A 19945-nucleotide genomic window follows, 5' to 3' on the forward strand; every position below is an offset into this window, starting at 1 on the left:
CCGACCGAACGGCCCCCGACGTCCCGGCGCGGGGGCCGTTCGTCGTCCGTGCCCGAAATGACCGTCCATACCGAAAGCGACAGATGACCCGTTCCACTGCGCTCGAAGACATCGTTCCGCTCTCGCCGCTGCAACAGGGCCTGCTCTACCTGAGTACCGTTGCGGCGCCGACCGGCTCGACATCCGACGACACGGCTGCGGCCGATCCCGACGCCTACACGGTGCAATCGGTGGTGCGACTCTCGGGGGCGGTCGACGAGGAGCGGATGGCGGCCTCCGCGCAGGCGCTGCTCGACCGTCATCCGGCGCTGCGCACGTGCTTCCGTCCCCGTAAGGACGGCCGTACGGCGGGTCTCGTCGTGTCGGGTGTGGAGAATCCCTGGCGCAGCGAGGATCTGTCCGGTCTCGAACGCGCCGAGGCGGAACGTCGGCTCCTGAGGATCGTCGAGGACGACCTGCACGACTGGTTCGACCTGACGCAACCGCCGCTCGTTCGCTGGACCTTCGTGCGGTTCGGCGCCGACGAGGTGCGCCTGCTGCTCACCGCCCACCACATCGTCGTCGACGGCTGGTCGTCCCCGATCCTCGTGCGCGAGCTGCTCGAGATCTACGCCGCCGGGGGATCGGCGTCGGGCCTGCCGTCCGTGCGCCCCTACCGCGACTACCTCGCGTGGCTCGGGCGCCAGGACCACGAGGCCGCCCGGTCGCTGTGGCAGGAGGCGCTCGACGGTGTGAGCGAGCCGTCGCTCGTGGCACCGCCGGGAGCGACCCGCTCGTCGGAACGCTGCGGCGAACTCGAGGTTCCGGTCCCCGACGGGCTCGGCGCGAAGCTCGCGGAGCTCACCCGCGCGAGCGGCGTCACGCTCAACACGGTGCTGCAGACCGCGTGGGCGATGCTCCTGTCCGGTCTGCTCGGCCGCGACGACATCGTCTTCGGCGCGACGGTCTCGGGCCGCCCTCCGGAACTCGTCGGCGTGGAATCGATGGTCGGGCTGTTCATCAACACCGTTCCGGTGCGGGTGCGGCTCGATCCCGCCGCGACCGTCACCGAACTGCTGCGACGCGTACAGCTCGAGCAGTCGCGCACCGTCGATCACCAGTACCTGGGCCTGTCCGAGGTGCAGCGCGCCGTCGGGATCGGTGAACTGTTCGACACCCTCACCGTCTTCGAGAGTTATCCCGTCGACCGCGACGCCCTCGAGCGAGCGCAACGCGCCGGGGGAGTGACGATCACCGGCGTCGACGGACGCGACGCCACCAACTATCCGCTGGTCCTCACGGCCGGCATGTCCGATCGGCTCGTCGTCAAGCTCGACCACCGCCCGTCGCTGATCGACGCGGACGAGGCCGCCGCCCTGGGCGCCCGCCTCGTCGCGATCCTCGAGGCCCTGTGTGCCCGGCCCGATGCGCCTGTCGCCGACCTCGACGTCCTGCCGTCCTCGGAACGGGGGCGTGTACTGGGCACCTGGTCCACCGCACCCGCCGCACCGTCGAGCGGCACCGTCGCCGACCTGCTCGCGCACCGGTTCACCACCGGCACCGACCGACCCGCAGTGGTGTGCGGTGAGCAGGAATCGTCGTTCGGTGAACTCGGCGCGGCCTCGGCGCGACTGGCGAGGCTGCTCGTCGACCGCGGCGTGCGACCCGACGACCGGGTCGGTCTCGCGCTTTCCCGGACCGGCGCCATGGTCGACGCGATCGTTGCCGTCCTCACCGCCGGAGGCGCCTACCTGCCGCTCGACCCGTCCTATCCCGCCGACCGGTTGAAGCACATGATCACCGATGCCGCACCGCGTCTGGTGATCACCACCGAGGCCGTGCGCGCGGGTCTCGGTGAGGTGCTCGACGGGGTCGACGTGCTGGTCCTCGACGACCCGGATGTCGAGTCCACACTGTCGGCGCTGTCGTCGGCTCCGCTCACGGACGCGGACCGGCGCGCTCCGCTCCGCCCGGATCATCTGGCCTACGTCGTCTACACCTCCGGCTCCACGGGTCTGCCGAAGGGCGTGGCCGTCACGCACGCCAATCTCGCCGACCTGCACGCCGCACAGGCCGCCGGGCCCATGCACGCCGCCGGTCGTGCGCCGCGCGACGGGCAGTGGCACGTCCTGCTCACCTACCCGTTCGCCTTCGACTCGGCGGTCGCCGCGCTCACCTGGCTCTTCGAAGGCCATGTGCTGCATGTGCTTCCCGACGACAACCGTGCCGACGTCGACCGCATCGTCGACTACGTGCGCACCCACGGCATCGACTACGTCGACACCGTGCCCGTGCTCATGAACCGCCTGCTCGACGCCGGTCTCCTCGAACCGGGTGGGCACGTTCCCGCGATCGTCACCGTGGGCGGCGAAGCGGTGAGCACCGCGCTGTGGCAGCGACTCGCCGCGAGCGACGTGGTGGCGACGAACTGCTACGGACCCACCGAATGCACCGTCGACGCGACTTCCGCGCACATCGCGGGGGACACCGTGACGATCGGCGGTCCCACTCCCGGGACGAGCGTGCGGGTCCTGGACCACTGGCTGCGTCCCGTGCCCATCGGAGTGGCCGGTGAACTGTACGTCTCCGGAAACGGTGTCACCCGTGGCTATCTCGGCCGCCACGACCTGACCTCGGCACGCTTCGTCGCCGATCCCTACGGGGTCGCGGGTGCCCGCATGTACCGCACGGGTGATGTCGTGCGCTGGACGGACGACGGCACACTCGAATACGTCGGCCGCGACGACGACCAGGTCAAGATCCGCGGATTCCGAGTGGAACCCGGCGAGATCGAGACCGCGCTCACCGCGCATCCGGCCGTGCGGAACGCCGTGGTGGTCGCACACACCGACCACCGGGGGACCACCCGCCTCGTCGGGTACATCGTCGGCGACGGACCCGACACCGCTGAGGTACGGGCCGCGCTCGCCGACCGGTTGCCCGACTACATGGTCCCGGCGGTGCTCGTCGCTCTTCCCGTCCTTCCGATCACGGCCAACGGCAAGGTCGACCGGACGGCGTTGCCCGAACCGGACTTCTCGTCCCTGGCGGGTGCCGGCGAACCGCGCACCGAGACCGAGCGGACGCTGTGCGCCACCGTCGCCGACGTCCTCGGCCTCGACCGCGTGGGTGTCCACGACGACTTCTTCACCCTCGGGGGCGATTCGATCGTCTCCATCCAACTCGTGTCGCGTCTACGCGCGGCCGGCCTGCGCGTGACCGCCCGTCAGGTCTTCGAACTGCGCACCGCAGCCGCACTCGCCGCAGCGTGCGAGGCACCCGCCGAGGAACCCCGACGAGCCCGGACGGCGGCGACCGGCCCGGTGCCCGTCACGCCGATCGTGCACGAATCCCTCGCGTCCGGATCGTTCGACTCGCTGCGCCGATTCACCCAGTCCCGGACGCTCGTCGCCCCCGTCGGCCTGCGGGAGATGGATCTGGTCACGGGTGTGCGGGCGCTGCTCGCGGCCCACCCCATGCTGCGCTCGCGGTTCACCGTCGGCGACTCGGAACCGTCGGGGCGTACTCGTCGCGGTGCGACATGGATCGTGCCCGAGGACATCCCGGAGGCCGCGACGCTCGTCCGGCGAGTGGATCACTCGACCACGGAACAAATTTCGTGGAACGACCTCATCGCCGAAGCGTCGGCGGAGGCTGTCGACGCACTCGACCCCGAAGCCGGGGTGATGCTCCGCGTGGTTTTCCTCGACCCGGGACCGCAGCAGGCCGGACGGATCGTCGTCGTCGCGCACCACCTCGTCGTCGACGGCGTGTCGTGGCGGATCCTGGTGCCCGACCTCGCCGGTGCCGTCTCCGCGGCCACCCGCGGGGAGACGCCAGCACCGGAGGACACCGGGACGTCCTTCCGGGAGTGGGCGGAATCGCTCGTCGAAGCGGCCTCGTCCGAGCGGATCACCGGATCGTGGCCGCTCTGGGAATCCGCCCTCGCCGCCGAGAGTTCGCCCGCGGTGGGAAGCCGCGCCCTGGACCCGCAGCGCGACATCGTGTCGACCTCGGCGTCCGTCGAGATCGACGTACCGGTCGACGTCACCGAACGCATCCTCACCACGGTGCCGTCCGCCCTCGGTATCGGCACCGGCGACGTGCTGCTCGCGGCCCTCGCACTCGCCGTCACCGACGTCTGCGGTGGATCCGCCCTGCGAGTGCATCTCGAGGGTCACGGACGCGAGGAACAGATCGTGCCTGGTGCCGACCTGTCGCGTACCGTCGGGTGGTTCACCTCCCTGTACCCCGTGACGGTCGAACTCGGCGGAGACCGTGCACTCGACGGCGGTGCTCCGCTCCGGGCCGTCGCCCACGCGACCGAATCGCTGAAACGCATTCCCGACAACGGAATCTCCTTCGGTCTCCTGCGTTTCCTCGGCGACGACCGCGACCGCTTCGATGGCTACCGGACCCCGGAGGTGATGTTCAACTACCTCGGCCGGATGACCCTCGGCGATACCGCCGACTCCGCGTGGTCGGCCGCACCCGAGGCGGCCGCGCTCGGTGGTTCCGTCGATCCGGCCATGCCCCTCGACCACGTCCTCGACGTCAACGCGATCACGGAGGACGGACCGGACGGACCCGCTCTCTCGGCGGTGTTCACCTACGCCACCGGTGCTCTCGACGCCGATCGGGCCCGCCGGATCGGGCAGCGCTGGCTCGCGGCACTGCACCTTCTCACCGACACGGTGTCCGGCGGTGCCGTGGGCGTCCCCGTGCCGTCGGTGCTCACGGCGTCCGGGTTGTCCGTCGACGAGGTGCTCGCACTGCACGCCGAGAATCCGGACGGCATCGAGGACGTCGTGCCGCTGACACCCCTGCAGCGCGGCATGTACTTCCTGGCCGGACTGGACGAGCCGTCGGGATCGGGCAGTGTCGCCGAGGGTGTCGATGTCTACACGATGCAGACCGACCTCGCCCTCGACGGCCGCGTCGACGCCGGCACGATGCAGCGCTCGGTGCGTGCACTCGTCGACCGGCACGCCGTTCTGCGCACCGGCTATCGACTCGGCGCAGCGGGCGAACCGATCGGTGTCGTCCGTCTTACCGCCGAACCGCACTGGGAGGTCGTCGATCTCGGGACCGTCGAGCCCGGCGACCTCGACACGCGGGTGGCGGAACTGCTCGCCGCCGACCGCACCCGCAGATTCGATCTCGCGGCCGCACCCCTGGTGCGCTTCACGCTGGTGGTCGCGGGACCGACGCGTGCGCGACTGCTGTTCACGATGCACCACCTCGTCTCCGACGGTTGGTCCACCCCGCTGCTCGTGCAGGAACTCCTGCAGATCTACGCCGCCGGGGGTTCCGCCGCCGGACTCGCGCCGGTCGTGCCGTTCTCCGACTACCTCGACTGGCTCGGCGAACAGGACGTCGCGGCCGGTGTCGAAGTGTGGCGCGAGTTGCTCGACGGCGTGGACGAACCCACCCTCGTCACACCGTCCGGTACGGCGCTGCGACCGCAGTTTCCCGCCGAACTGACGGTCGCCGTGCCCGACGGGCTGTCGCGGCGGCTCGTCGAAGCGAGCCGCGCACAGGGCGTCACGGTCAACGGACTCGTGCAGACCGCCTGGGGCCTTCTCGTCGGGTCGCTCACCGGCAGAAACGATGTCGTCTTCGGTGCGATCGTCTCCGGGCGCGTCCCCGACGTGCCGGGCGTGGAATCGATGATCGGCCTGTTCATCAACACCGTCCCGGTACGCGTCCGCACGCAGGCGGGGGAGTCGATCACCGATCTCGTCACTCGCACGCACGGCACCCAGAACCGCGTGATGGACCACCAGTACGTCGGTCTCGCCGACATCCGACGTGCCGTCGGGATCGGCGAACTGTTCGATACCCTCCTCGTCTTCGAGAACTACCCCGTCGACCGCGACGCCCTCGACGCGGCGCAACGGGACGGCGGCGTGCGGGTCGGGTCGGTCGGGGGTTCGGACGCCACGAACTTCCCGCTCGTGCTGGTCGCGGGACTGGAGGACGAACTGCACCTCGGCCTCGAGTACCGGACCGATCTGTTCACCGAGGACGACGCCACCGCACTGGGGGAGCGCCTCGTCCGCATCCTCGACCAGCTCGTCGCCGAGAACCCCGGCACCGTGGCGCAACTCGATGTGCTCACGACCGCCGAGCGGGCCGGTCTGCGCAGCGACCGGTCGACGACCCCCGCGGCCCCGTCGAGCGGAGCGGCGACCGTCGCCGATCTCCTGGCGCGGCAGATCGCTCGCACCCCGCACGCACCTGCGGTGGTCGCCGACGGCACGACACTGTCGTTCGCGGAACTGGGCGGGCGCTCCGCGCGACTCGCGCGGCTCCTCGTCGACGCCGGAGTCGGACCGGAGACGGTCGTGGGACTCGCGCTGCCGCGGTCCGAGCACATGGTCGTCGCGATCGCGGCGGCGATCTCGTCGGGTGGCGTGTACGTGCCGATGGACCCGTCCTATCCGCAGGATCGACTGGCGCACATGGTGTCCGACTCTCGACCACAGGTGATCGTCACGGTCGCCTCGGTTCTCGACGGTATCGTCCCCATCGCAGGCGACACGAGGATCGTGGTGCTCGACGACCCCGACCTGCAACTCGGCGAATTCTCCACCGCCCCACTGACGGATGCCGACCGCCGCGGTGCGCTGCGCCCGCACAACGGCGTGTACGTCATCTACACCTCCGGCTCGACCGGACTGCCGAAGGGTGTCGCGGTCACGCACGCGAACCTGCTCAACCTGTTCGAGAGCCACCGCGCGGATCTCTACGTCCCGACCGTAGCGGCGTCCGGACGCGATTCCGTCGGCGTCGGGCACGCGTGGTCGTTCGGTTTCGACGCCTCGTGGCAGCCGACCCTGTGGCTGCTCGACGGACACACGGTGCACGTCTTCGACGAGGACACCATGCGTGATCCCGAACGGATGGTCGCATACACGCTCGAGCACGAACTCGACTTCCTCGAGGTCACCCCGTCCTTCCTCGACCGCATGCTCGCTGCCGGACTGTACGAGAGCGGACACCGCCCCGCCTCCGTCGGATTCGGTGGCGAGGCAGTCAATCCGGCGTCGTGGCAGCGACTGCGGGAGCTGACCGACGGGCGCGCCTTCAACCTCTACGGACCGACCGAATGCACCGTGGACTCGCTCATCGGGGCCGTCACCGACGCCGACACACCGTGCCTCGGCCGGGCCGTGCACGGCGCCGGCGCGTACGTCCTCGACGCGATGCTCCGGCCCGTCCCGATGGGTGTGGTCGGCGAACTGTACGTCTCCGGTGCCGGTGTCGCCCGCGGATATCTCGGCCGACCCGACCTCACGACGGTGCGGTTCGTGCCGAATCCTTTCGCCGACGACGGCACCCGTATGTACCGCACCGGCGACCTCGTCCGGCGGGTGCGTGGTGCCGACGGCCGGCCCGTGCTCGAATTCCTCGGCCGCGGCGACGATCAGGTCAAGATCCGCGGCTTCCGGGTCGAACTCGGTGAGGTGGAGGCCGCGCTGACCGCGGTGCGCGGGGTGCGGGACGCGGTCGTGGACGCGCACACCGACAGTCGTGGAGTGACGCGTCTGGTCGGCTACGTGACCCCGGACGGTGCCGTCGATCCGGCGGTCGTCCGTGCCGCCGTTGCCGAGCGTCTGCCCGACTACATGGTGCCCGCCGTGGTGCTCGTACTCGACGCCTTCCCCGTCACTGCCAACGGCAAGGTCGACCGGAAGGCGTTGCCCGAGCCGGACTTCTCGTCGCTGGTCGGGGCGCGTGCACCGCGTACCGACACCGAGCGGGTCCTGGCGGGACTCGTCGCGGACGTGCTCGGACTCGAACGGGTGGGGATCGACGACGATTTCTTCTCCCTCGGTGGCGACTCGATCGTCTCGATCCAGCTCGTGTCGAAGGTCCGGGCGGCCGGGCTGTGGATCACCACGCGTCAGGTGATCGAACTGCGCACCGTCGAGGCACTCGCGGCCGCGATCGACAGTGGCGGCGGACAGACCCGTCCGGCAGCCGTCGGCGACGTGGCAGGCGAGGTGACCGTCACGCCGATCGTGTGGGACACCCTCGAGCAGTGGACGGGGTTGTCCCGGTTCTCGCAGGCGCGACTGCTCGTCGCGCCGGTCGGGCTCACGCTCGACACCCTGCGTACCGCGGTCGAGGCACTCGTGGCCGCCCATCCGATGCTGCGCTCGACCTTCCGTGTCGACGACGAAGGCCGGCCGTCGTGGACGGTCCCCGAGACCGTTCCCGACCTCACCGCAGCCGTGCGGCGCGTCGACGCCACGGGCCGGGACTGGGACGAGTTGTTCGACGAGGAGCGTGAGAACGCGTACGCCGCACTCGATCCCGAGAACGGGACGATGGTGCAGATCGTGTGGTTCGACTTCGGGCCGCAGCAGGCCGGACGCGTCCTGATCGTCGTGAACCACCTCGTGGTGGACGGCGTGTCGTGGCGGATCCTCGTCCCCGACCTCGCCGACGCCGTCGAACAGGCCGAACGCGGGGAGACGGTGACCCTGTCGTCGAGCGGCACACCCTTCCGGGTGTGGGCGGACGAACTCGCGAAAGCGGCACGCTCGGAGCGGATCACCGCGTCGTGGTCGGCCTGGCAGCGTGCCGTCGACGCCGACGAACCGATGCTCGGTTCGCGCCCGCTCGACCCGGCACGCGACACCGTCCTCTCGACCCGGTCGACCCGCGTGCAGCTGCCCGTCGACGTCACCGAGCGGGTCCTGGCCGCGAACGTCGTCGACGACATCCTGCTCTCGGCCCTCGCCGTCGCGGTGGCGTCGGTCCGGGGTGGCGACCAGGTCCGCATCGACCTCGAGGGACACGGCCGGGAGGAGCAGGTGGTCCCCGGTGCCGACCTGTCGCGCACGGTCGGCTGGTTCACGTCGATGTATCCGGTGACGGTGGATCTGGCGGAGGTCGACGTGGCGTCCGCGTCCCGGGACACCGACGCCGCGGGCGCGGTGCTGCGTGCGGTGGCCCGCGCGTCGCGGGAACGACCCGACAACGGCATCGGCTTCGGCCTGCTGCGTCGACTGAACCCGGACTTCGGCGACCGCTTCGCCCGGTACGTGCCGCCGGCCGTCGTCTTCAACTACCTCGGTCGGCTCACGCTCGGCGAGGCGTCGGGCAGCCCGTGGTCGGGTGCACCGGGCGCCGCTGCGATCGGGGGTTCGGTGGATCCGGACATGCCGCTCGACCACGTCCTGCAGGTGGACGCGATCACCGAGGACACCCCGGACGGCGCGGTTCTGGGATGCGAGTTCGCCGCCGCAGCGGACGTGGTCGACGCGGACACGCTCGCCGAGATCGCGCGGATCTGGCAGGAGACGGTGCAGGTCGTCGTCGCCGCGAAAGAACTCACCGGCACCGCTTACCAGGGCACAGCGCCTGCACACATCGAAACAAGGAGAACACCATGCTCGATCGCACTACCGTCCTCGCCGACACCGCCCGGATCCTGGACATCGACGTCGACGAACTCGACCCCTCGGTGAGCCTCGTCGACCAGGGACTCGACTCCGTCCGGCTGATGGCCCTCGTGGAACAGTGGCGTAGCGCCGGCGTCGAGGTCGACTTCGTGGACCTCGCCTCCGCCCCCGACCTCGAGCAGTGGATCGCGCTGCTCACCCGCGGATGAGCGGGTGATCGTGGCCGTCTTCGAGAAGCTCCTCATCGACCTCGACCCGCTGCGGACCAGCCGCGAGTTCCGGTACCTGTTCACCGCACGCGTCGTGTCGCTGTTCGGTCTCGGTTTCCTCATCGTGGCCGTGCCCGTGCAGGTGTACCAGCTCACCGGCTCGACGGCGCAGGTCGCCGCCGTCTCCGCGGTGATCGGTGTGACCACCTTCGGGGCCACCTTCGCGGGCGGGGTGCTCGCCGACCGGTACGACCGGCGGAACGTCATCGCTCTCGCCCGCGGCACCGCGGGCGTCGCCTTCGCGCTGCTGGCGATCAACGCGTTCCTGCCCGAACCGCAGATGTGGGCGATCTACGTGCTCGCCGTCGTCGACGGCATCGCGGGCGGGATCTCGTCGACCGCGCTCATGGCGGTAACCCCCAGCCTGATCCCGCGCGACAAGCTCGCCGCGGCCGGCGCGCTCATGGCGCTGACCGCCGACCTCGGCTCCATGATCGGCCCGGCGCTCGGCGGTGTCGTCATCGCCGCCGGTGGTGTGGGTGTGGCCTACGCGCTCGCGGCGTTCACCACGGCGATCACCACCTTCTGCATCACCCGCCTGCCGTCGCTGCCGCCGACGCACGTGGCGGAGGAATCACCGCTGAAGTCGGTGGTGTCGGGTTTCCGGTACGCGGTACACAACCGCGTGGTGGGGCAGGTGCTGATCGTCGGATTCCTCGCAATGCTGCTGTCCGGCTGGGCCGTGCTGATCCCGGAGTTCGCCGACGAGGTGCTCGGCGTCGGACCGTCGGTGGTCGGCCTGCTCTACACCGCACCCGCCGTCGGAGCCGTGGTCGGCTCGCTGACCAGCGGCTGGACCGGCTCGATCCGCCGGTACGGGCTGGTGGTGTACCTGCTCATGGCGGTCTCCGCCGCCGGTCTGGTGGGTGCCGGCGCGACCGGCGTCCTCGCCGTCGTGCTGCTCGGTCTGGCCGCGCACGGTTTCGGCGACTCGCTCGCGGACGTCGTGCGGTACGCGACCGTCCAGCGCAACACCTCCGACGAGTACCGCGGACGGATCGCGGCCGTGTGGGGCGCGCAGGTGACGGCCGGTACCTCCGTCGGCGCGGTCGCGGCGGGCGTCGTGGCCTCGCTGGTGCCGATCTCGATGGCCCTGACCATCTACGGCGTGGCCGGTGTGGTGATCATCGCGATCATGTTCGTTGCGACCCCGACGCTGCGGCGGTTCGAGGACACGGGCGATCTCGAAGCTGTGGGCTGACCTGCGGGTCGACGAGCGGGGCCGGGGTGATCCCCGGCCCCGCCTTCGCGTCGATCAGCGCTTTCGCGTCATACCCGTCCGTCGCGCGCCCAGGCCTCCACGGCCGAATACCCTTCGCTGACGCCCTGGGTGTAAGCGACGAGCGCGCCGTACAACCGGGATCCCTCGGTGGCGAGCTCGATGGTGCCCACCCAGTCGGCAGCGCGTGCCATGACGTGCGCGCAGATGTCCTGCCGGTCGCGTGTCGCGGACGACACGATCCGGAACGCCTCGTCGGCGATCCGGAAGGTCTCGGCGACACCGCGCCAGAAGTACTCCGCGTCCATGGCAGAGCGCAGCGACTCGTAATCCGTCGTGTCCTGCATCGCCGTAGCGTGTGCCAGTCGCTGCAGAGCATGCTCCGCAGCTCCGACGGGGAAGTACGTCACGTCGTCGATGGTGTCCTTGCCGCCGCTTGTCGTTCTCACCGCAGAGATGGTGCCCGATCTCGAGCGAATACGAAACAGCTCGTAGGTAACGGTATAGGCACGCGGCGTGTCGCCTACCCGGCCGCCGCCGGACGGTTCGGGATCAGGCACACGCACGACACCAGCAGGACGGCGCAGACCAGAACGGCGACGAACACCGGCGCCACCGAGTCCGCCAACTGCGCCGCACCGGGAGTTCCGGTGACGGTCTCGTCCGCCGCTGCGCCCCCGAGGGCTGCATTGGCCAGCGCACCGAACACCGCCACGCCCACCGCGCTGCCGATCGCACGTGCGAAGGCGTTCGCGCCCGTGACGACGCCCCGCTCGGACCAGTCGACGCTGGACTGCGCCGCGATCAGCGCGGGACTGGCGATCAACCCCATCCCGAGTCCCACGAGCACGCAGCAGAGCGCCACCTCCCCGGGAGCCGAATCCACCCCGACCTGCGTCAACAGCGCCGCGCCGCACAACAGCGGCACCGCACCCACCAGACCGGTGTTGCGAAAACCGATCCGCAGATAGAGCCGGCCCGACTGCGCCGCCGCGATCGGCCAGCCGATCGTCATCGTCGCCAGCGTGAACCCCGCGACGAGCGCCGTGGTCCCCAGCGAACCTTGCACGAACGACGGAACGTACGAGGTCAGACCCAGCACGACCGCGCCCACCAGGCACGACACCGCGCTGGTGGTGACCAGCACACGTCGCGTGAACAGCCGGATCGGCAGAATCGGCTCGGCGGCGCGGGACTCGATCCACACGAACACCGCGATCAGGGCTGCACCGGCGGCGAAGATGCCGATCCCGGTCGCCGACGTCCACGCCCATGACTGCCCGCCCTCGAGCAGGCCGAGGATCAGCAGGGCGGCGCCTACCGCGAGTGTCGCCGCGCCGGCCCAGTCCACGCGCGGTCGCGGTCCCGACGGCGTGTCCTCGCGGAAGTTGCGGACGAGCACCCACGCCGCGAGGGCACACAACGGCAGGTTGATCCAGAAGATCCACCGCCACGACAGGAAGTCTGCGAAGACACCGCCCACGGCCGGGCCGATCACCGCCGACATGCCCCACACACTGGCGAGATAGCCCTGCGCCTTGGCGCGCTCGGCGACCGTGTAGATGTCCCCGGCGATCGTCTGTGCCATCGGCAGCACCGCACCGGCGCCGAGTCCCTGCACCGCGCGGAACGCGATCAGCGCCGGCATGCTCCACGCCACCGCGCACAGCACCGAACCCGCCGCGAACACCCCGATCCCGAACAACAACAGCGGAGTGCGGCCGAAGACGTCGGAGAGTTTGCCGTAGACCGGGACGAGCACCGCCTGCGTGAGCAGATAGGCGGAGAACAACCACGGGAACTGCGTGAAGCCGCCCAGGTCCGCGACGATTGTCGGGATCGCGGTCGCCAGGATGGTGCTCTCGAGCGCCACGAGGGAGGTGGCGAGCATCAGAGCGATGAGGATCGGGCCCCGCTCGGACCCGAACCCGACGTCCACTCGCGACGATGCGGCCATGCCACTCCTGTTCCCACTCGTACGTTCGTTGTTCCACCCGGCTGTGAACGAGTGGGATATCCGCCACGGGGTGCGGTACGCCCACTCGATGAGCACTAGGGTGTCAGCGTGCGTCCTTCACTCGAGTCCTACCAACACCTCGCCGGCGGCAAGGTGCGTGATCTGTACGTGATCGACGACGAGCACCTGCTCCTCGTCGCCAGTGACCGGATCTCGGCCTACGATCACGTGCTCGAGACCCCGATCCCCTACAAGGGGCGGGTCCTCACTGCGATGAGCGTGTTCTTCTTCAAGCTGCTCGACGCCACCAACAACCACCTCGCGGGAGAACCCGACGACGAGCGTATCCCCGAGGAGGTCCTCGGCCGCGCACTCGTGGTCAAGCGCCTCGAGATGGTGCCCGTCGAGTGCGTCGCCCGAGGCTTCCTCACCGGCTCCGGCCTGCTCGACTACCAAGCCACGGGCTCCGTCTGCGGTGTCACCCTGCCCCAGGGGCTCGTCGAGGCCAGCAGACTGCCCGAACCGATCTTCACCCCGGCCAGCAAGGCTGCGCTCGGCGACCACGACGAGAACATCTCCTTCGACGACGTCGTCGAGAAGGTCGGTCTGAACCTGGCGATGAAGCTGCGCCAGGACACGCTCGATATCTACGACCGCGCCGCCATGTACGCGTCCGACCGCGGCATCCTGCTCGCCGACACCAAGTTGGAGTTCGGTCTCGACAAGGCCGGCAATCTGGTGCTCGCCGACGAGGTCCTCACCCCGGATTCGTCCCGCTACTGGGACGCGAACGAGTACGAGGAGGGCAAGGTTCAGCCCAGCTTCGACAAGCAGATCGTCCGGAACTGGCTCACCGGACCCGAATCGGGCTGGGACCGCGCCTCCGACACCCCGCCCCCGCCGCTGCCGCAGCACGTCGTCGACAAGACGCGAGCTCGCTACATCGAGGCGTACGAACGTATTTCGGGACTGTCCTTCGACGATTGGATCGGCTGACCGCATATGACCTCCTCGAAGATCACTCCGCCGGTCGCGAAGAAGGTGCCGCTCGAGCGCACCCATCACGGGCACACCTTCGTCGACGACTACGAATGGCTGCGCGACAAGAACGACCCCGAGGTCGTCGCGTACCTGGATGCGGAGAACTCGTACACCGAGGCGCAGACGGAACATCTCGCTCCGCTGCGTGAGGCGATCTTCGAGGAGATCAGGTCGCGCACCCAGGAGACCGACATGTCGGTCCCCACCCGGATGGGTGACTGGTGGTACTACGCCCGCACCGTCGAGGGCAAGCAGTACGCGATCCAGTGCCGGTGCCCGATCGCCGACGCCGACGACTGGACACCGCCCGACGTCACGCCTGGTGTGGAACTCCCCGGCGAGCAGGTGCTCCTCGACGGCAACGTCGAGTCGGAAGGGCACGAGTTCTTCTCGCTCGGGGCGTTCTCGATCAGCCACGACGGCACGCTGCTCGCGTACTCGACCGACGTCGTGGGCGACGAGCGCTACACCCTGCGCATCAAGGACCTCACCACCGGTGAGATGCGGGCGGACGAGATCCCCGGCACCGCACCGGGAGCGACGTGGGCGCTCGACCACAGCCACGTCTTCTACCAGACGGTCGACGAGTCGTGGCGGCCCGACACCGTCTGGCGGCACAAGCTCGGCACCTCTGTCGACGAGGACGTGAAGGTCTTCCACGAACCCGACGAGCGGTACTGGGTGTCGATCGGTTCGACCCGCAGCGAGAAGTACCTCATGATATGGGTCGGCTCGAAGATCACCACCGAGGGATGGGTGCTCGAATCCGAGAACCCCACAGGCGAATTCCGTGTGATCCTGCCGCGCCGCGAAGGTGTCGAGTACGGTGCCGAGCACGCCGTGATCTCCGGTGAGGACCGCTTCCTGATCCTGCACAACGACGTCGACCCCGAGACGGGGAAGAAGGCCGAGAACTTCGTCCTCGCCGAGGCTCCCGCCGACGACCCGTCCGCGCTGCGCACCCTGATCGAGCACCGGCACGACGTGCGCCTCGAGGACGTCGACGCGTTCGAGGGACACCTCGTGCTCGGCTACCGCCGCGAAGCCCTCACCCGACTCGCGGTGTGGCCGTTGACCGACGAGGGTTACGGCAAGCTCACCGAACTCGAGTTCGACGAGGAACTCTTCGCCGTCGGACCGGGCGCGAACCCCGAATGGACCCAGCCCACACTGCGTCTGGGCTACACGTCGTTCATCACCCCGAGCCGGGTCTACGACTATACCGTGAGCACCGGTGAGCTGAAGCTGCTCAAGTCGCAGCCGGTGCTCGGCGAGTTCGACCCGACGCTCTACGAGCAGCGCCGCGAGTGGGCGACCGCCGAGGACGGCACGAAGATCCCGCTGTCGATCGTCGCGCGCAAGGGCACCCCCGAGAACGCGCCCACGCTGCTGTACGGCTACGGCTCGTACGAAGCGAGCATCGACCCGGCCTTCTCCGTCGCACGCCTGTCGCTGCTCGACCGGGGCATGGTCTTCGCGGTCGCGCACGTGCGCGGCGGCGGCGAGATGGGCCGGCACTGGTACGAGAACGGCAAGTCGCTGACGAAGAAGAACACCTTCACCGACTTCGTGGCGTGCGCGCGGCACCTGATCGACGCCGGCGTCACGAGCCCGGAGAAGCTGGTCGCCGACGGCGGCAGTGCCGGTGGCCTGCTCATGGGTGCGGTCGCGAACATCGCACCCGAGCTGTTCGCGGGCATCCTCGCGAACGTCCCGTTCGTCGACCCGCTCACGTCGATCCTCGATCCGTCCTTGCCGCTCACGGTGATCGAATGGGACGAGTGGGGCAACCCGCTCGAGAACCCAGAGGTGTACGAGTACATGCGCTCGTACAGCCCCTACGAGAACGTCGAGGCCAAGGATTACCCGGCGATCCTCGCGATCACCAGCATCAACGACACGCGCGTGCTCTACGTCGAACCCGCCAAGTGGGTCGCCAAGCTGCGCGCGACGAAGACCGGCGATGCGCCGTTGCTGCTCAAGACGGAGATGAGCGCGGGACACGGCGGTGTGTCGGGCCGGTACGAGAAGTGGCGCGAGGTCGCGTTCGAGTTCGCGTGGGTGCTCGAGACGTCGGGCGCCTGCCGCGCGGAGACCGCTGCGGGCTGAGCTCGGTATCCGCTCGCGTTCTCGCTATTCGCCGCAGCAATTGCCGACGCGAATGACGAACTGTGTAGCCGATAGCAGATCGCTCACCTGCGCAGTTCGTACCGGACCTGAGGCCGGCCGGCGCGGCCGTACTCGGTGATGCGGGTCGCGGCTCCGTCGTCGGCGAGCCGTTCGAGGTAACGCCACGCCGTCACGCGTGAGACCCCCACGGCCGATCCGACTTCCGCAGCGGTTCGCGGCCCGTCGGCGTGATGAAGGAAATCGGTGATCTTCGACAGCGTGTCGGGGGAGATGCCCTTGGGTGTGGACGGACGGGAACTGCTCGTGCGCAGAGCCGACATGGCGCGATCGATATCGTGCTGGCCCGCCGCGGTCTCGGCGTCGCGCAACGCCGAGCGGTAGGCCACGTACTGTTCGAGCTTGTCCTGCAGTGCCGCGAAGGTGAACGGCTTGAGCAGATACAGCACCACACCCCGCGCGACCGCCGTCCGCACGACCTCCAGATCGCGGTTCGACGTGACGGCGATGATGTCGGGACTCGGACGACCGGCGCTCAGGCGTGCAGCCACTTCGAGGCCGCTCGTGTCGGGGAGCCCGATGTCGAGCAGCACCAGATCCACCGGTGTGCCCACCCGCGCAGCCGACGCGACCGCCCGCACGGCGTCGCTACCCGTGTGCGCGACACCTACCACCTCGAACCCGTCCACCCTCCCGACGTATTCGCGGTGGGCCTCGGCGATGAGAGGTTCGTCCTCGACGACGAGCACCCGGATCACGACCGGCTCTCCAAGGGGATCACGGCGACGATCATCGAACCCAGCGACGGTTCGGTGCGCAGAGTTCCCCCGTGACGCGCCACGACCTGGGCGACGAGTGCGAGTCCGAGGCCGCGCTGCTCGGACTTGGTGGAGTAGCCGCGCTGCATGGCCTGGGCCAGCACCTCCGGCGACATCCCCGGCCCGCTGTCGGCGACCTCGACGATCATCGACGAATCGTCCCGACGCACAGTCACCTCCACCCATGGGTCGTCCGACGCATGGGAGGCGTCGATGGCGTTGTCGATGAGATTCCCGACGAGGGTGACGATATCGCGCGCCGGGATGGACGGAACCGGGCCCAGTTCCGTGTCGTCGGTGACGGTCAGTTCCACACCTCGCTCGGCCGCCTCGTCGATCTTGCCGAGCAGCAACGCCGACAGCGCCGGCTCGTGGATGGCACTTGTCAACCTGTCGATCAGGTGCTGGGAGACCGCCAGTTCCTGCGTCGCGAACGCGACCGCCTCCTCCGTCCGGCCGAGTTCGACCATCGTGACGATGGTGTGCAGACGGTTCGCCGACTCGTGGGCCTGCGCCCGCAGCGACTCGGCGAATCCGCGGACCGAGTCGAGTTCACCGAGGACACCGCGCAACTCGGTGTGGTCGCGGAGGGTGACGACGGTGCCGATGCGGCGCTCGTTCCAGTTCACCGCGTCGCTGTTGACGACGAGGGTGCGGTCGCGCGTCAGGTGCACCTCGTCGCGTGCCTCGCCGGTGGTTGCGAGTTCGCGCAGTGTCTCGGGCAGGGCGTCGAAGGGGACCGGCCCGGTCGGGGGAAGGCCGAGCAGGCGGCGTGCCTCGTCGTTGACGACGTCGACCTGCGGTGAGGCGCCGGGTGCTCCACCGAACACCAGCAGCCCTTCGCCGATCGAGTGCAGGACGGCGTCGTGGTGTTCGTACATGCGCCGCAGCTGGTCGGGATCGAGCCCGAGGGTCTGACGGCGCAGGCGCCGCGCGATCAGGTATCCGCCCGCCGCGGTGACCACGAGCCCGGCCGCCACCAGGCCGACGATGCCCGGAAGGCTCCGCACGAAGTTCTCGGCGATCCTCTCCCGTGTCACCCCGACCGACACGAATCCGACGAGCGTGCCGTCGTCGTAGACCGGCGCGATGGTGCGGATCGACGATCCGAGGCTGCCCGTGTACGTCTCGGTGAACGGCGTGCCCGAACGGGCCTCATCGGTGTGGCCCGTGTACGGCAACCCGATCTGCTCCGGCACCGGATGTGTCACGCGGATGCCCTCGGGGTCCACGACGACGACGAAGTCCACCCCTGTCGCCTCGCGGATCTGCTCGGCGCGGGGCTGGAGCGCTGCGGTCGGATCGGGGGAGAGCAACCCGTCCGCGACCTCCGGGAAGAGCGCGGCTGTCACTGCGATATCCGTCACGGTGCGGCGCGTGGCCTCGTCGGCGTCGCGGCGTTCGTCGACGACGATGAGCGCACCCGCCACGATCGCTATCACCGTGAACACCACCAGCTGGAGGATGAGCAGCTGGCCCGCCACGCTCATCGGCGGTCTCGACTGGCGACGGTTCACCGTTCACCTCCCGTGAACACTATGTACACAAACTTCTCCCGCGGCGACCCGGCCACCACCATGTCCTTATGTGGACGTGATGCCGGTCACCACCCGGGCGCGGAGCGGCCCCTACCAGGGTCCCGTAGTACCCGACCGAACCACGGTCGATTCCCGAGTCCTCGCCGGTGCGTCACCGCATCCCGTTATCCGTGAACATCGCGCGACGAGCCCGCGCATGATCGAAGGGCACTCCATGAGCACCACAACCGTGCGGGGCGAGAAACGCCGCGACCGTACCCACTGGCTGTACATCGGCGTCATCATCGCCGTCGTCGCCGGTATCGCCGTCGGATGGCTGGCCCCCGAGACGGGCAAGTCGCTCGGTGTCCTCGGCACCATGTTCGTCGACCTGATCAAGATGATGATCAGCCCGGTGATCTTCTGCACCATCGTGCTCGGCATCGGGTCGGTCCGGGCAGCGGCGAGCGTCGGCCGGATCGGTGGACTCGCGCTGATCTACTTCGTGGGCATGTCGACCGTGGCCCTCGCGATCGGCCTGGGTGTGGGCAACCTGCTCGACCCGGGTTCGGGGCTCACCCTCGATCCGGCCAACGCCGGATCGGGTGCCGAACTCGCCGAGAAGGCACACGCGGCCGGCGGCACCGTCGACTTCATCGCGTCGATCATTCCGACCTCCCTGCTCTCCGCACTCACTGCCGGCAGCGTCCTGCAGACCCTGTTCGTGGCGCTGCTCGTCGGCTTCGCGATCCAGGGCATCGGCAAGTCGGGTGAACCGATCCTCCGTGGCATCGCCCACCTGCAGAAGCTCGTCTTCCGCATCCTGACGATGATCCTGTGGCTCGCCCCGATCGGTGCATTCGGCGCCATCGCCAACGTCGTCGGCCAGACCGGACTGAGCGCGGTCCTGCAGCTCGGTGTGCTGATGATCGCCTTCTACCTCACGTGCGTCGTGTTCGTCTTCGGCGTCCTCGGATCGCTGCTGCGGGCCGTCGCCGGTGTCTCGGTGTTCAAGCTCGTGAAGTACCTCGCCCGCGAGTACCTCCTCATCTTCGCGACGTCGTCGTCGGAGTCCGCGCTGCCGCGTCTGATCGCCAAGATGGAGCACCTCGGTGTCCAGCGCACCACCGTCGGCGTGGTCGTGCCCACCGGTTACTCGTTCAACCTGGACGGCACCGCGATCTACCTGACGATGGCCGCCCTGTTCGTGTCCGACGCGATGGGCAGTCCCCTGAACATGGGTGAGCAGATCTCGCTCCTGCTGTTCATGATCGTCGCCTCGAAGGGTGCGGCCGGGGTCACCGGTGCCGGTCTGGCGACGCTGGCCGGCGGTCTGCAGAGCCACCGCCCCGACCTGCTCGACGGTGTCGGCCTGATCGTCGGTGTCGACCGGTTCATGTCCGAGGCGCGTGCCGTCACCAACTTCTCCGGCAACGCCATCGCGACCCTGCTCATCGGCACGTGGACCAAGTCGGTGGACCGTGACCGCGTCGACGAGGTGCTCAGCGGACGGCTGCCGTTCGACGAAAGCATGATGGTCGACGATCACGAGCCCGCTCCCGAGCGCGAACCGGCGAAGCTGGAGAAGGTGTCCGTCTGATC

Annotated in this window: 10 protein-coding genes; 6 read left to right on the forward strand and 4 right to left on the reverse strand. The window is 69.2% G+C overall.

Annotation, left to right across the window (positions count from 1 at the left end; all coding sequences use genetic code 11):
- Positions 1-83 precede the first annotated feature (83 nt).
- The 3 genes from KXC42_RS03220 to entS are packed head-to-tail and all read left to right on the forward strand — an operon-like array spanning position 84 to position 10865.
- Positions 84-9461, forward strand: coding sequence for a non-ribosomal peptide synthetase (locus KXC42_RS03220; RefSeq protein WP_219129918.1), 9378 nt, complete (start codon positions 84-86; stop codon positions 9459-9461).
- A complete protein-coding gene (locus KXC42_RS03225) occupies positions 9383-9604 on the forward strand; it encodes a phosphopantetheine-binding protein (RefSeq protein ID WP_006551840.1) in 222 nt (73 codons plus the stop codon). Before KXC42_RS03220 ends, KXC42_RS03225 begins: the two co-directional genes overlap by 79 nt.
- Positions 9605-9614: 10 nt before the next feature.
- The gene (gene entS, locus KXC42_RS03230) at positions 9615-10865 is read left to right on the forward strand and encodes an enterobactin transporter EntS (protein WP_219129919.1); all 1251 of its coding nucleotides are present in this window, start codon (positions 9615-9617) and stop codon (positions 10863-10865) included.
- A gap of 68 nt (positions 10866-10933) precedes the next feature.
- On the opposite strand, the gene KXC42_RS03235 is transcribed toward entS, so the two are convergent.
- Both KXC42_RS03235 and KXC42_RS03240 read right to left on the reverse strand, forming a co-directional pair.
- A complete protein-coding gene (locus tag KXC42_RS03235; RefSeq protein ID WP_006551838.1) occupies positions 10934-11332 on the reverse strand; it encodes a hypothetical protein in 399 nt (132 codons plus the stop codon).
- 74 nt (positions 11333-11406) lie between these two features.
- On the reverse strand, positions 11407-12840 hold the full coding sequence (locus KXC42_RS03240) for an MDR family MFS transporter (protein ID WP_033096840.1): 1434 nt from the start codon (positions 12838-12840) through the stop codon (positions 11407-11409).
- 108 nt (positions 12841-12948) lie between these two features.
- Here KXC42_RS03240 and KXC42_RS03245 point away from each other — a divergent pair, with 108 nt between their 5' ends.
- Entirely contained in the window at positions 12949-13836 is an 888-nt protein-coding gene (locus tag KXC42_RS03245; RefSeq protein ID WP_219129920.1) for a phosphoribosylaminoimidazolesuccinocarboxamide synthase, read from the forward strand.
- A 6-nt stretch (positions 13837-13842) separates the two neighbouring features.
- On the forward strand, positions 13843-15990 hold the full coding sequence (locus KXC42_RS03250; RefSeq protein ID WP_219129921.1) for a S9 family peptidase: 2148 nt from the start codon (positions 13843-13845) through the stop codon (positions 15988-15990).
- 83 nt (positions 15991-16073) lie between these two features.
- Here the strand turns inward: KXC42_RS03250 and KXC42_RS03255 are convergent, their stop codons facing one another.
- Together KXC42_RS03255 and KXC42_RS03260 are read right to left on the reverse strand one after the other, a co-directional pair.
- Positions 16074-16766 carry a response regulator gene (locus tag KXC42_RS03255; RefSeq protein WP_006551834.1) on the reverse strand — a complete coding sequence of 231 codons (693 nt, stop codon included), beginning with the start codon at positions 16764-16766 and terminating at the stop codon, positions 16074-16076.
- Positions 16763-18316 carry a sensor histidine kinase gene (locus tag KXC42_RS03260; protein WP_019290037.1) on the reverse strand — a complete coding sequence of 518 codons (1554 nt, stop codon included), beginning with the start codon at positions 18314-18316 and terminating at the stop codon, positions 16763-16765. The genes KXC42_RS03255 and KXC42_RS03260 overlap by 4 nt, the downstream gene beginning before the upstream one ends.
- Positions 18317-18578: 262 nt before the next feature.
- Here KXC42_RS03260 and KXC42_RS03265 point away from each other — a divergent pair, with 262 nt between their 5' ends.
- The gene (locus tag KXC42_RS03265) at positions 18579-19943 is read left to right on the forward strand and encodes a cation:dicarboxylate symporter family transporter (protein ID WP_039958022.1); all 1365 of its coding nucleotides are present in this window, start codon (positions 18579-18581) and stop codon (positions 19941-19943) included.
- Positions 19944-19945: the final 2 nt, after the last annotated feature.

This window comes from Rhodococcus sp. LW-XY12, from assembly GCF_019317345.1.
GTDB lineage: Bacteria > Actinomycetota > Actinomycetes > Mycobacteriales > Mycobacteriaceae > Rhodococcus > Rhodococcus pyridinivorans.